The organism is Rhizobium sp. BK196, assembly GCF_014193255.1.
GTDB lineage: Bacteria > Pseudomonadota > Alphaproteobacteria > Rhizobiales > Rhizobiaceae > Rhizobium.
In genome coordinates this window covers 975,275-987,783 of sequence record NZ_JACHZB010000001.1, presented here as the reverse complement: position 1 = coordinate 987,783, position 12,509 = coordinate 975,275, and the positions used below count along the sequence as shown (strand labels likewise).

Here is a 12,509-nt window from a genome sequence, read left to right as displayed (position 1 = left end):
CTGCGAAAAATCTGTTCGTGAAATTGAAGAACCCATCAGAATTAGTCACTTGTGACGGCCATGGTGCAGCGCGATAAACAGCGGCATGTTGGCTCCCAATGACGACCGCCCGGTCAATCTTATCACCACAGCGCTCGCAGGTGCCGTCGCCATGGCGGCGGCCATGGGTTTCGGGCGCTTTTCCTTCACGCCGATCTTGCCCGGCATGATGGTCGGCGTGCCGCTTTCGGCAGCCGATGCTGGTTTCATCGCTTCTGCCAATTTCGTCGGGTATCTCGTTGGCGCGGTTCTGGCTGCTTACGGCTGGGCGGCGGGGCGCGAGCGGCTGGTGGCGCTGCTTTCCCTGTTTGCGACGGCAATTCTGCTGGCCGCTATGGCGGCAGTGAATTCGGTGATGCTTTTTGCTGTCATTCGTTTTCTGGCCGGCGTCGCGAGTGCCTTCACGCTGGTCTTCGCGTCCGCGATCGTACTGAGCCACGGGGCAGCTGCCGGCAATGACCACGTTCAGGCGGCACATTTCGGCGGCCCGGGGGCGGGGATCGCGATTTCCTCGGTCACGGTGTTCGCGCTCGGTTATATCTTTGACGATGCAGCCGGCGGCTGGCGGGCGGACTGGATCGGCGGCGCGCTCTTCTGCCTCGTCAGCCTCGTCCTCGTCTGGGCCTTGCTGCCGAAGGCGCCGGTCCGCAACGGGCAGGCGAAGGAGCCGCCTCTGGTCTGGAGCCGGCCGATGATATTATTCACCTTGTCCTACGGGTTGTTCGGTTTCGGCTATGTCATCACCGCAACCTTCCTCGTCGCCATCGCCCGCATGAGCGCGTCGGGACCGACCGTCGAATTTCTCTGCTGGTTCATTGCGGGGCTGACGGCGACGATTGCACTGTTTATCTGGAGGCCCCTCGTGCGCTCGCTCGGGATCGGCGGCGTCTATGTAGCGGCGCTCATCATCGAGGCGATCGGCGTGCTTGCAACGGTGGAACTGCCGCATTCGGTGGCACCATTGATCGGCGGCGCGCTGTTCGGCGCCACGTTCCTTGCCATCACCGCCTATGGATTGCAGATCGGCCGCCGGCTTTCACCGGAAAGCCCGCGCCGCATCCTGGCGCTGATGACGGCCGCCTTCGGGGTCGGCCAGATCATCGGGCCCATCGTTGCCGGCTGGATCGCGCAAATAACGGGAAATTTCGTGCTGCCGACCATTATCGCCGCAATCGTGCTGGTTTTCTGCGCGGCTCTGGTCACGCCGGTGATGAAGAAAATCCCTTAAGTGGTTACAAGTGCGTAACAATGGCTTGAGCCCATTGCTGCTTTCTTCGAACTGCCTTAATTTCCGCGCAAGCAGTGGTTCGCCACTCTTTCGAGGTTCCAGTTCAGGAAAGCAAATCCCCCGTGTTTCATTCCTTCTTCCCCCGACCGAAGCTGTTTTTTACGTCTGCCGCCATCTGGGCATTGATCTGCATTCTCGGGTGGTATTTCGCAGTAGAAGGAATAGGAAATTCGCTGGGCTTCGTGCATCCGCAAGATGAACCCTACGACCTCAGCTATTTTGCGCTGCCATCGAATCTGTGGTTCTATTCTTATCTTCTTCTGTGCCTCGGTCTGTTCGGAGGCGTCTGGACGCTGCTTTCACGAGGCCACCCCTGGACAGTCTGGTCCGTCTGGGGAACGCTGCTGATCATCCTCGTCACCTATTTCGGGGTCCAGGTTTCGGTTGTCATTAATAATTTCAGGCGTCCGTTTGGGGACCTTCTCCAAAACGCGTTGGCTGGGAAGGAAGGCATTTCCGTCTGGGATTTTTATAATCTCCAGATCATCTTTGCTCAGGTGGCATTCCTCAGCATGGGTGTTGGAGTGCTGACGGAATTCTTTACTAGCCATTACATCTTCCGCTGGCGAGCTGCGATGAACAACTTCTATATGTCTCGGTGGAGTAAACTGCGCCATATCGAAGGCGCTTCCCAGCGCGTTCAGGAAGATACGATGCGCTTCTCATCCACACTCGAGGGGCTGGGTATCACTCTTATCAATTCGGTCATGACGCTTATTGTCTTTCTTCCCATTCTCTTCGCCTTGTCGAGCTATGTTTCCGAATTGCCGTTGCTAGGGGAAGTGCCGCATGCTCTTTTCTGGCTGGCGATCTTCTGGTCTGCTTTCGGTACTATTCTCTTGGCGACAGTGGGGATCAAGCTTCCTGGCCTGAACTTTCGCAACCAACGCGTTGAAGCGGCATATCGTAAGGAGCTTGTCTATGGCGAGGACCACGAGGAACGTGCTCAGCCAGTAACGGTCAGGGAGCTTTTTAGCAATGTTCGGAGGAATTACTTCCGGATGTATTGGCACTATCTCTATTTTAATATTGCGCGCTATTTTTACCTTCAGGCCGACGCGAATTTCCTGGTGATCATGCTTATTCCCACGATCGTGGCGCATAAAATTACCTACGGCATCTTTCAGCAAATTCTGACCGCTTTCGGCCAGGTCAGCAATTCCTTCCAATATCTCGTCAATTCCTGGACGACGATCATCGAATTGCTCTCCATCCATAAGCGTCTTCGAGCTTTCGAAGCAGCGATCGACGACGAGCCTCTACCTGAGATCGACCAGCGCTATCTGGAGCGCGAGGCCGGTGTCGTTCACGCCGATGGCTGATACCAACAAAAAGGGCCGCCGAAACGGCGGCCCATCTTTTCTGAATGCCCATCGCGGTAACGGCGACTGATGCAGGCCGTTGTTGAATATCCAAGTTTTTAAAGTATCAGGCTCTTACAACCCCGACGTCTCTTGCAGCCTGCCGCGAACTTCGATCATCGGGATTGCTTCCGAATAGCTGACGCAGGCAACATCCGCTCGGCGGCAAACGTCGCTGACCAGCCTGTCGAGCGCGCGCCAATAAGCGCCGCCGTTCATTTCCACGAAGTGGAAGCCCAACTGCAGGGGAATGCGGCTGCCAGCATATTGCTTGTCGAAGGCTTCCCTGAAGGCGGTATAGGCGCGGTCCTCAAAGGCGGCGCTGTCGGCGGAATCCTCTTCGCCCTTGGAGTGGCGGACGAAGAGATTGTAATCCATGCCGATAACAGGCTTTTCGCTCGGACCTTCGGGGATGAGCGGCAGGCCGAAGCGGATGATGCCGTTTTCCTCGACCGGCATGGCCGGTCCCCTGGTGACGAGGCTTGCATCATAGGTGAAGCCGGCCTTCTTCTCGGCCGCGATCATGTCGGCACCGCCGCCGGTGGATAGGTAAGGTGCGCGAAAACCCTTGATGCCATGGTCGACAAGATCCTGCCAGCCGGCAGGCTCTTCCAGCCCGACGCCCTTCCAGGCGCTCTTCAGGGTTGCCTTGAAAGTCGCGTATTCGGCTAACCAGTCCGCCTCACTCCACTGTCGGCCGTCGAAATGGCCGCAGGCATGGCTGGATATATCGTGGCCCTCGAGGTGAGCGTGCCAGATATTGCCGAGACGTTCGCGGATCTCGTCGTCGCTTTGTGCGAAGCCGACATTGGATTTTCCGCGTTTCTGATGAGGGGCTTGGTAGGCTTTTTTCGCCTCCTGATTCATCAGGAAAGTGCAGGAGAGGAAATAAGTGAAATGGGCGCTGTTCTTCGCCGCCATCTCGCGGCTCTTCTGCCAGAGCGCATTGTCGTGGGCGCCGTCGAAGGAGACGATGACGAGCTGTTTCGGCCTGTCTGCTGCACCCGCAACGGCGGGAGAAATGAGCGATAAGGCGATAGAGGCAGAAAAAACAGAACGAAACATGGGCACCGCGACAATTTGCATTGCGGTTTTCCTGTTACAGAATTGCGGCGAAGCTGCGGTCTTGCTTTCAATTATCGCCGTCTGCCGGTAATTCATTGTCGACCGTCAAAATAGGAAAATCAGATCATCATGGCTCTGCTCGTCCTCAGCCTCATTCTCTTCCTCGGCCTGCATCTCATCCGCGTCATCGTTCCGGGCTTCCGGCAGGCGATGATTGACAGAGTGGGCAAGTCCGTCTGGATCGCCTTCCACTCGATTGCCAGCATCCTGACGCTGATCTTCGTCATCTACGCCTTTGGCGCCGCCCGCAGCGAGCCGATCGGCTTGCTCTACAATCCGCCGATGGGCATGGCGCATCTGACCGTCACCCTGATGCTGGTAGCAGTGATCTGTCTGGTTTCCGGTTTCCTGCCGGCCGGCTATATCAAGACGAAGACGAAACACCCGATCGTACTGTCGGTGAAGATCTGGGCGCTGGCCCATCTTCTGTCGAATGGCGAGGCCTATTCGGTGCTGCTCTTTGCTGCATTCCTTGCCTGGGGCGTGGTGGTGCGCATTTCGCTGAAGCGGCGCGAGCGCCGCGGCGAGATCACGCCGCAGGTTTTCGTTTCGGCCAAATATGACATCTACGCCGTCATCATCGGCGTGGTCGTCTGGGCGCTGATGATCTGGCGCGTTCACGAATGGCTGATCGGTGTCGCGCCGCTGCCGATGCTCGCTTCCTGACGATTCTGCGATATCCCCCTTACAACGGCCGCAAAATGGAGTAGAAGGCCCGACAATGTGCGTTTTGCACTATGCATGGGCATCCGCGGCCGGAGACGAGAATGGCATTCAACGACGACAGCTTCATTCGTGAAGTCAATGAGGAACTGCGTTCCGACCAGATGAAGGGCGCATGGCGCCGGTTCGGCCGCTATATCATTGCCGTTGCCGTTCTTATCGTCCTCGGAACCATCGGCAAGGTCGCCTATGAATATTGGGACAGCAACGCGTCCTCTGGCGCTGGCGACCAGTTCCTGGCGGCGATGAAGCTTGCCGACGAGAACAAGACCGACGAGGCGCTCGCCGCTCTCGACAAGCTGGAGAAGGAAGGCCACGGCGCTTACCCGGTTCTGGCGCGCATGCGTGCCGCGACCGTTCAATCGCAGAAGGGCGACAATGCTGGCGCGATCGCGTCCTTCCAGACCATCGCGAAGGATAAGTCCGTTCCGGCTGCCGTGCAGGATGCCGCAAAGATGCGCGCCGGCTGGCTGCTGATCGAGAACGGCACCTATGAGCAGGTTTCTGCTGCCGTCGAGGAAATGGCCGTGCCGGGCAATGCCTTCCGCCATTCGGCACGCGAGGCGCTTGGGCTTGCCGCCTACAAGGCCGGCAACATGGCACAGGCGCGTCAGTGGTTCCAGTCGATCGTCGACGATGTGGACAGCCCGCGCGGTGTTGCCAATCGTGCCCATATGATGCTTGATCTCATCACCGCATCCGGCAAGGCGCCCGCCGCGCAGGGCTGAGCTTAAGGGAAAATAATGAGTTTTACGGTCGCCATCGTCGGACGCCCGAATGTCGGTAAGTCGACGCTTTTCAACCGGCTGGTCGGGAAGAAGCTTGCGCTTGTCGATGACACGCCCGGCGTGACCCGCGACCGCCGTCCGGGTGAAGCGCGGCTTATCGACCTGCGTTTCACAATTGTCGATACGGCCGGTCTCGAAGAGATGACGGATGAGAGCCTGCAGGGCCGCATGCGCCAGCAGACGGAAACGGCAATCGACGAGGCCGATCTATCGCTCTTCGTCGTCGATGCCAAAACCGGGCTGACGCCGGTCGATACGGCACTCGGCGAGATGCTGCGCCGTCGCGGCAAGCCGGTCGTGCTCGTAGCCAACAAGTCCGAGGCGCGCGGTTCCGACAGCGGTTTCTATGATGCCTATTCGCTGGGGCTCGGCGAACCCGTGCCGATTTCGGCCGAACATGGGCAGGGTATGCTCGATCTGCGCGACGCCATCGTTGCTGCGCTCGGCGAGGATGTCGCTTATCCGTCGAAGGACGATGTTGCCGTCACTGACGTCGATCTGCCGCAGTTGGCCGGTGAAGAGGGCGAAGAAGACGAAGAGCCCGCCTATGACGACACCAAGCCGCTACGCGTGGCAATTGTCGGTCGTCCGAATGCCGGCAAGTCGACGCTGATCAACCGCTTCCTCGGCGAAGACCGGCTACTGACGGGGCCGGAAGCCGGCATTACACGCGATTCCATCTCCGTGGAATGGGATTGGCGCGGTCGCACCATCAAAATGTTCGATACGGCCGGCATGCGCCGCAAGGCCAAGGTGATCGAGAAGCTGGAAAGGCTTTCCGTCGCTGATGCTTTACGTGCGATCCGCTTTGCCGAAACCGTCGTTATCGTCTTCGATGCGACGATCCCCTTCGAGAAGCAGGATCTGCATATCGTTGACCTCGTGCTGCGCGAAGGCCGCGCGGCCGTTCTCGCTTTCAACAAGTGGGACATGATCGAGGATCGTCAGGCGGTACTTGCCGACCTGCGCGAAAAGACCGACCGGCTGCTGCCGCAGGCGCGCGGCATCCGCGCCGTGCCGATCTCCGGCCAGACCGGCTGGGGGCTCGACAAGCTCATGCAGTCGATCATCGATACGGACCGTGTCTGGAACAAGCGCATCTCCACCGCCAAGCTCAATCGCTGGCTGGAGCAACAGCAGGTCCAGCATCCGCCACCGGCTGTGTCCGGCCGCCGCATCAAGCTCAAATATATGACGCAGGTAAAGGCCCGCCCGCCGGCCTTCATGGTGTCCTGCACCCGCTCCGACGCCCTGCCGGAATCCTATACGCGCTATCTGATTAACGGGCTGCGTGCGGATTTCGATATGCCGAGCGTACCAATCCGGATCCATTACCGGTCGCCGGACAATCCGTTTGAGGGCAAGAAGAGGCGGACCTAACCCGCTTCTTGTTGTCGCCTTGCCGCTTGGGCCGGAGTGGGTTTGCCGGACGCGTCGATAGCCCTCAAGACGCGCTCTTATTCAAAGCTTCGCGCAGCGCGACAATTTCCGCCTGCAGCCGGACAAGCTGATCCGCGTCGCGGCCGCTTGCGTCGATGATACAGCCCGGTACGGTCTCAGCCTTTTTCTTCAGCCGCTTGCCCTCTTCCGTCAAGTGCAGCACGACGACACGCTCGTCCTGCCTGCTGCGTTCGCGGCGGATGTAGCCTGCTGTTTCCAGGCGTTTGAGGAGAGGGGTCAGTGTGCTCGATTCCAGGAACAGCTTTTCGCCGAGACCGCCGACGGTCTGGCCGTCTTCTTCCCAGAGGCAGACCATCGCCAGATATTGCGGGTAGGTGAGGCCGAGTTCGTCGAGCAGAGGTTTGTAGACGCGGTTGAAGGCGTGGCTTGCGGTATAGACGGCAAAGCAGATGAAACTGTCGAGTTTCAGTTGGTTCGACATGGCACGATCTCCCAAAACCGCGAGATATTATATCGTGCAATAAATAATCGTAGACGTTTTTAATGCACGGCAGCCATGCAATAATTTCTATCGTACGATAATTGGTCGTGTGCGATATAAAATCGTGTTCAGGACGAACGCAACAAACCCGAAGAGGACACGACAATGTCGACGATCAAGACCGCAGTTTCCGCAGCAGCAATCCTGGCAGCTTCCACTGCCGGAGCGTTTGCCGATCCGGTACTGGAACCGACAACGCAGAAATTCATCGATAGTCTGGCCGGCTCCAAGCCGATCTACACGTTCTCGCCTGCCGATGCCCGCAACATTCTCTCTGGCGCCCAGAAGGGCGACGTGAAGAAGCTCGCCGCTCAGGAAGAAGATAAGGTCATCAAGGCCGGCCCGACCGGCAGCGTCAAGCTGCGCATCGTTCGCCCTGAGGGCGCCAAGGGCACGCTGCCTGTCGTCATGTATTTCCACGGCGGGGGCTGGGTGCTGGGGGATGCCGACACACATGACCGGCTGGTTCGCGAAATCGCCAATGGCGCCAAGGCTGCCGTCGTCTTCGTCGATTATGACCGCTCGCCGGAAGCCCGTTACCCGATCGCTATCGAGCAGGCTTACGCGGCCACGAAATACGTCGCCGAGCATGCCAAGGAATTCCACGTCGATGCCAGCCGGCTCGCCGTTGCCGGCGATAGCGTCGGTGGCAATATGACTGCCGCCGTGACGCTGCTTGCCAAGGAGCGCGGCGGTCCTGCCATCGACCAGCAGGTGCTCTTCTACCCTGTCACCGACGCCAATTTCGACACCGGTTCCTACAATCAGTTTGCCAATGGCCCGTGGCTGACCAAGGAAGCCATGAAGTGGTTCTGGAATGCTTATCTGCCTGACGAAGCCAAGCGTAAGGAGCCCACCGCTTCGCCGCTGCAGGCTTCCCTCGAGCAGCTGAATGGTCTGCCGCCAGCACTCGTCATCGTCGATGAAAACGACGTGCTGCGCGACGAGGGAGAAGCCTATGCCCGCAAGCTGTCGCAAGCAGGCGTAAAGGTCACGTCGATCCGCTACAACGGCACGATCCACGACTTCGTACTGCTCAACGCGATTGCCGAAACACCGGCTGTTCGCAGCGCCATTTCTGTCGCCAACGATACGCTGCGGGCTGCCCTTCAGAAGTAAGGGTCACTCAGCAGAAGGAAGAGGCCCGGCGGGATCGCCGGGTTTTTTGCTTCTTGGAAGGGATTTGGTGGCGTATTGCCACGCCTTCTTCCATTTGGGGGTAATGAGGCCATTGGCGGCGCGGATATTGTTGATGAACTGCAGCGTCGCCGCCTCCCAGGAATATTGCATGGCAAGCTCGCGCGCCTTTTCCCGCGAACGGGAAAGTGCCGCAAGACAGGCCGCCCGCAGATCCCCGTTCAGCGCACCGACGTCGCTGTCCTCACCGATGATATCCAGCGGACCGGTGACGGGATAGGCTGCGACCGGGACGCCCGAGGCAAGCGCTTCCAGAATGGTGTTGCCGAATGTATCCGTCAGCGACGGGAAGACGAAGACATCGGCCTGCGCATAGGCCTTTGCGAGTTCCTCACCGAATTTCACCCCGGTGAAATGCACGTCAGGATAGCGTTCTTCGAGTTCGGCGCGTGCGGGGCCGTCGCCGACCACCACTTTCGAACCGGGCAGATCGAGATCCAGGAAGGCCGGCAGGTTCTTTTCCAGCGCAACGCGGCCGACCGTCATGAAGATCGGGCGGGCAAGGCCGAAGGGCTTTTCCTCAAGCGGCATCGGATGGAATTGCGTCGCGTCAATGCCGCGGCTCCAGGGCATCAAGTTCTTAATGCCCTTGGCGGACAGTTCGCGGGCAAGGCTGGGGGTGGCCACCATGCAGCCCGCGCCGCCATTATGAAACCAGCGCACGAAGGCGTAGAGCCAGCTCTCGGGGATCGGCAGGCGAGCGGACACATATTCGGGAAAGCGGGTGTGGTAGCTGGTGGAAAAGGGTATGCGCTTGCGGATGCACCAGCGCCGCGCCGACAGGCCGAGCGGCCCTTCCGTCGCGATGTGGATGTAGGAAGGATTGTGCTTTTCGATCTCGCGGGCGACGCGGCGGTACCAGGCGATCGACAGGCGGATCTCCGGATAGGTCGGGCAGGGAATGCTGGCGAAACGCTCTGGCGTCACCATCGACACTTCGACGCCCATTTTGGCAAGTTCTCGGTTGGTGTTTTCGATCGAGCGGACAACGCCATTGACTTGCGGATGCCAAGCATCGGTGACGATCACCAGCCGCTCGGGCACGGCTCCGGCGGCACTAGCCCAGCTTTCGCCGCTATACGAATTTGACGGACGTTGCAGCATGCTTCCATTTCCATCAGCGTCGCTTAATTCTGGCAACGCACAACCCCTGGCGGGGTTTCCGGAATGGCGATTCCCGCTCTGTTATTTTGGCGGAAGTGCATGATGAAAATATTACAGCCCTGTGTGAGGGATTACAGGACTTTATGGCGCGAGAGGCCAGCGATTATGTCGGCGATGAACGGCCGCGAGGCGTTTGTGCAAAAAAAGGAACGGCGCCGACGGGGAGGTCGGCGCCGCAGCAAAACTTAGGCTGCAGCCGAAGCGAAGCCGGAGGTCGGAACTTCCGAGATCGTCTTCAGAACCTGCGAAGCGATCTGGTAGGGGTCGCCCTGGGAGTTCGGGCGGCGATCTTCGAGGTAACCCTTGTAATCGTTCTTGATGAACGAGTGCGGAACGCGGATCGAAGCACCACGGTCGGCAACGCCGTAGGAGAATTTGTTCCACGGAGCCGTCTCGTGCTTGCCGGTCAGGCGCTTGTCGTTGTCGGGGCCGTAGACATTGATGTGGTCCATCAGGTTCTTTTCGAACTGCGCCATCAGCGCCTCGAAATAGGCCTTGCCGCCAACTTCGCGCATGTACTTGGTCGAGAAGTTGCAATGCATGCCCGAACCGTTCCAGTCAGTGTCGCCGAGCGGCTTGCAATGATACTCGATGTCGATGCCGTACTTTTCGGTCAGGCGCTGCAGGAGGTAGCGCGCCATCCAGATCTGGTCGGCGGCTTTCTTGGAGCCCTTGCCGAAAATCTGGAATTCCCACTGGCCCTTGGCCACTTCGGCGTTGATGCCTTCGTGGTTGATGCCGGCTGCGAGGCAGAGGTCGAGATGCTCTTCGACGATTTCGCGGGCAACCGAGCCAACGTTCGAATAGCCGACGCCGGTGTAGTACGGGCCCTGCGGAGCCGGGTAGCCGGACTCGGGGAAGCCAAGCGGGCGGCCGTTTTCGAAGAAGAAATATTCCTGTTCGAAGCCGAACCAGGCATCCTCGTCATCGAGAATGGTTGCGCGGGCGTTGCTCGGGTGCGGCGTGACGCCATCCGGCATCATGACTTCGCACATGACGAGCACGCCGTTGGTGCGGGCCGGATCCGGATAGATGGCAACCGGCTTCAGCACGCAGTCAGAGCTGCGGCCTTCGGCCTGCATCGTCGACGAACCATCGAAGCCCCAGAGCGGGAGCTGTTCGAGCGTCGGGAAATTATCGAATTCCTTGATCTGCGTCTTGCCACGCAGGTTCGGTACCGGGGTGTACCCATCGAGCCAAATGTACTCGAGCTTATACTTTGTCATCGCGACTCTCTCTGCTGCGAACTTGAGCAAATCCTGAGGCAGTAGACGCAAGGGTGCGCGCTCCCGCCAGGGGATGTCTCTTCTAAAGCACGTAGCGTGCCAGATCGGGCGGCCGACATAAAAAATTTACGAATCATCCTGCCAACGCCATTTCGAAGTGGAAGCGGCAGGCGGCTGAATACTGCCGGTATGTAGCTATCCCGCTTTGAGATGAGCATTTTCCGCGTTGGAACCAGATGAAAATTCCGGCGTTGAACCTGATGGATGAAGTTTTAAACAAATCAGCGGAAGCTTAAGCAGGAAATGCCGCCTGGAGCGACTATAATAGCGACTTTGCCTATATCTTATGCAATTTGCATAAACTATGTGCATTGTGCTATCGTTTCGACCGTGAATGTTGATAGGCCGAGCAAAGAAAGGCTATCTCATGGCAATCGGTTTCCATCGTGAATCCGCGACAATCTATCAGTTTCCCATCAAGGCCGTTCAGGCGCAGAGCCGTTTCGAGCGCTTTCGCATGATGGAGCGGGAGGCCGCTGATGTGTGTGACGCTGCGCTCGACAGCTGCTGGTATCACGATGAAGCCGTTCGCAGCGACGACAAGAAGCCCAATTCCTGATCTGAGGATCGAAGACGACTGACCGCTTAGGCGGGGGCGAGCCTGCGCGTGGCCGCGCGACAAAGCGACATGCGCAGGCTTCAATTACGATATCAGAGGCCGAGCTTTTCCTTCGGCACGAGTGCGCCATGCTCGCTGACGACGCGGGCAGCGATTTTGGCTCCGAAGCGAGCTGCTGCCGGAGCATCCCGGTTCTCCAGATAATGAGCAAGGAATGCGCCGTTGAAACTGTCGCCGGCGCTCGTCGTGTCGACGACCTTTTTGACCTTTTCCGCCGGCACGTAAGCTTTCTCATTGGCGAAGCTCAGTGTTGCACCTTCCGCACCGTTCTTGACAACGACATGTGAGGCGCCGAGCGCAAGATAGCGCTCAATGGTTGCTTCGATGGAGGCGTCTCCGAAATGCGCAACCTCGTCGTCGAAGCTCGGCATGACAAGCGAGGAGGCACGGCCGCCTTCGCTGATCGTCGTGTGCATTATGTCGTAGCTCGACCAGAGGCGGGGGCGGATATTCGGATCGAAGACCACGAACTTGCCGACAGCCTTGGCGCGGCGGATTTCGGCTAGCAGCGTGTCCGCGTCGTCATGCGAGAGGATGGCAAGCGTGATGCCGGAGAAATAGACAACGTCAGCACTTTCCACGGCTTCACGCAGCCGGTCAGGATCGGCGGCGAGACTTCGGGCGGCGGAGCTGTCGCGCCAGTAGCTGAAGGATCGTTCGCCGTTCCTCAGATTGATCATGTAGAGGCCGGGCGTCTTCCCCTTGATGCGGCGGATGAGATCCGTGCCGATTTTGGCCTTGCTCATGAAGGCGACCATTTCGTCGGACATTGGATCATCGCCGAGCGCGGTGAAGTAATCGACCGACCAGGCGGAGGGCAGGCAGGCGCGAGCATACCATGCGGTGTTGAAAGTATCGCCGGCGAAACCTTTCCGCAGGAGGCCTTCACCCGCCTGCGAGAGTTCCACCATGCATTCGCCGATCGACAGAAACCGTCCGCTCAAGCCATCCTCCCGGGTTTGACTGCTCTTGCGGAT

The 12,509-nt window shown here is 58.9% G+C and carries 12 protein-coding genes; 7 read left to right on the top strand and 5 right to left on the bottom strand.

The features are described from left to right. Nucleotides 1–85 precede the first annotated feature (85 nt). Nucleotides 86–1,267, top strand: a complete 1,182-nt coding sequence (locus FHT78_RS05105) for an MFS transporter (protein ID WP_183741248.1) — start codon at nucleotides 86–88, stop codon at nucleotides 1,265–1,267. Between the two features lie 122 nt (nucleotides 1,268–1,389). After that, a complete protein-coding gene (sbmA, locus tag FHT78_RS05100) occupies nucleotides 1,390–2,649 on the top strand; it encodes a peptide antibiotic transporter SbmA (protein WP_183741246.1) in 1,260 nt (419 codons plus the stop codon). A 114-nt stretch (nucleotides 2,650–2,763) separates the two neighbouring features. On the opposite strand, the gene FHT78_RS05095 is transcribed toward sbmA, so the two are convergent. After that, nucleotides 2,764–3,753, bottom strand: coding sequence for a polysaccharide deacetylase (locus FHT78_RS05095; RefSeq protein WP_183741850.1), 990 nt, complete (start codon nucleotides 3,751–3,753; stop codon nucleotides 2,764–2,766). Nucleotides 3,754–3,882: 129 nt separating this feature from the next. Between FHT78_RS05095 and FHT78_RS05090 the strand changes: the two genes are divergently transcribed. The 3 genes from FHT78_RS05090 (at nucleotide 3,883) to der (ending at nucleotide 6,704) form a co-directional block, all read left to right on the top strand. Further along, a complete protein-coding gene (locus FHT78_RS05090) occupies nucleotides 3,883–4,479 on the top strand; it encodes an NnrU family protein (protein WP_183741244.1) in 597 nt (198 codons plus the stop codon). Nucleotides 4,480–4,580: 101 nt separating this feature from the next. Continuing rightward, a complete protein-coding gene (locus FHT78_RS05085) occupies nucleotides 4,581–5,264 on the top strand; it encodes a tetratricopeptide repeat protein (protein WP_183741242.1) in 684 nt (227 codons plus the stop codon). Nucleotides 5,265–5,279: 15 nt separating this feature from the next. Beyond that, complete coding sequence (gene der / locus FHT78_RS05080) at nucleotides 5,280–6,704, top strand: ribosome biogenesis GTPase Der (RefSeq protein WP_183741240.1); 1,425 nt, start codon at nucleotides 5,280–5,282, stop codon at nucleotides 6,702–6,704. Between the two features lie 64 nt (nucleotides 6,705–6,768). On the opposite strand, the gene FHT78_RS05075 is transcribed toward der, so the two are convergent. After that, on the bottom strand, nucleotides 6,769–7,206 hold the full coding sequence (locus FHT78_RS05075; protein ID WP_183741238.1) for a MarR family transcriptional regulator: 438 nt from the start codon (nucleotides 7,204–7,206) through the stop codon (nucleotides 6,769–6,771). Between the two features lie 165 nt (nucleotides 7,207–7,371). On the opposite strand from FHT78_RS05075, the gene FHT78_RS05070 reads away from it, so the two are divergent. After that, nucleotides 7,372–8,385, top strand: coding sequence for an alpha/beta hydrolase (locus tag FHT78_RS05070; protein ID WP_183741236.1), 1,014 nt, complete (start codon nucleotides 7,372–7,374; stop codon nucleotides 8,383–8,385). 3 nt (nucleotides 8,386–8,388) lie between these two features. Here FHT78_RS05070 and FHT78_RS05065 read toward each other — a convergent pair whose 3' ends face one another. Further along, nucleotides 8,389–9,567 carry a glycosyltransferase family 1 protein gene (locus FHT78_RS05065; protein ID WP_183741234.1) on the bottom strand — a complete coding sequence of 393 codons (1,179 nt, stop codon included), beginning with the start codon at nucleotides 9,565–9,567 and terminating at the stop codon, nucleotides 8,389–8,391. 245 nt (nucleotides 9,568–9,812) lie between these two features. Beyond that, nucleotides 9,813–10,853, bottom strand: coding sequence for a glutamine synthetase beta-grasp domain-containing protein (locus FHT78_RS05060; protein WP_183741232.1), 1,041 nt, complete (start codon nucleotides 10,851–10,853; stop codon nucleotides 9,813–9,815). A gap of 427 nt (nucleotides 10,854–11,280) precedes the next feature. On the opposite strand from FHT78_RS05060, the gene FHT78_RS05055 reads away from it, so the two are divergent. Continuing rightward, nucleotides 11,281–11,472 carry a DUF2735 domain-containing protein gene (locus FHT78_RS05055; protein ID WP_183741230.1) on the top strand — a complete coding sequence of 64 codons (192 nt, stop codon included), beginning with the start codon at nucleotides 11,281–11,283 and terminating at the stop codon, nucleotides 11,470–11,472. Between the two features lie 92 nt (nucleotides 11,473–11,564). On the opposite strand, the gene FHT78_RS05050 is transcribed toward FHT78_RS05055, so the two are convergent. After that, the gene (locus FHT78_RS05050; protein ID WP_183741228.1) at nucleotides 11,565–12,476 is read right to left on the bottom strand and encodes a sugar kinase; all 912 of its coding nucleotides are present in this window, start codon (nucleotides 12,474–12,476) and stop codon (nucleotides 11,565–11,567) included. Between the last annotated feature and the right edge of the window lie 33 nt (nucleotides 12,477–12,509).

Bases quoted from the DNA above. Each gene is read 5' to 3' on its own strand.
- FHT78_RS05105 (WP_183741248.1), top strand. From the start codon at position 86: ATGTTGGCTCCCAATGACGACCGCCCGGTCAATCTTATCACCACAGCG.
- FHT78_RS05095 (WP_183741850.1), bottom strand. From the start codon at position 3,753: ATGTTTCGTTCTGTTTTTTCTGCCTCTATCGCCTTATCGCTCATTTCT.
- FHT78_RS05090 (WP_183741244.1), top strand. From the start codon at position 3,883: ATGGCTCTGCTCGTCCTCAGCCTCATTCTCTTCCTCGGCCTGCATCTC.
- FHT78_RS05085 (WP_183741242.1), top strand. From the start codon at position 4,581: ATGGCATTCAACGACGACAGCTTCATTCGTGAAGTCAATGAGGAACTG.
- der (WP_183741240.1), top strand. From the start codon at position 5,280: ATGAGTTTTACGGTCGCCATCGTCGGACGCCCGAATGTCGGTAAGTCG.
- FHT78_RS05075 (WP_183741238.1), bottom strand. From the start codon at position 7,206: ATGTCGAACCAACTGAAACTCGACAGTTTCATCTGCTTTGCCGTCTAT.
- FHT78_RS05070 (WP_183741236.1), top strand. From the start codon at position 7,372: ATGTCGACGATCAAGACCGCAGTTTCCGCAGCAGCAATCCTGGCAGCT.
- FHT78_RS05065 (WP_183741234.1), bottom strand. From the start codon at position 9,567: ATGCTGCAACGTCCGTCAAATTCGTATAGCGGCGAAAGCTGGGCTAGT.
- FHT78_RS05060 (WP_183741232.1), bottom strand. From the start codon at position 10,853: ATGACAAAGTATAAGCTCGAGTACATTTGGCTCGATGGGTACACCCCG.
- FHT78_RS05055 (WP_183741230.1), top strand. From the start codon at position 11,281: ATGGCAATCGGTTTCCATCGTGAATCCGCGACAATCTATCAGTTTCCC.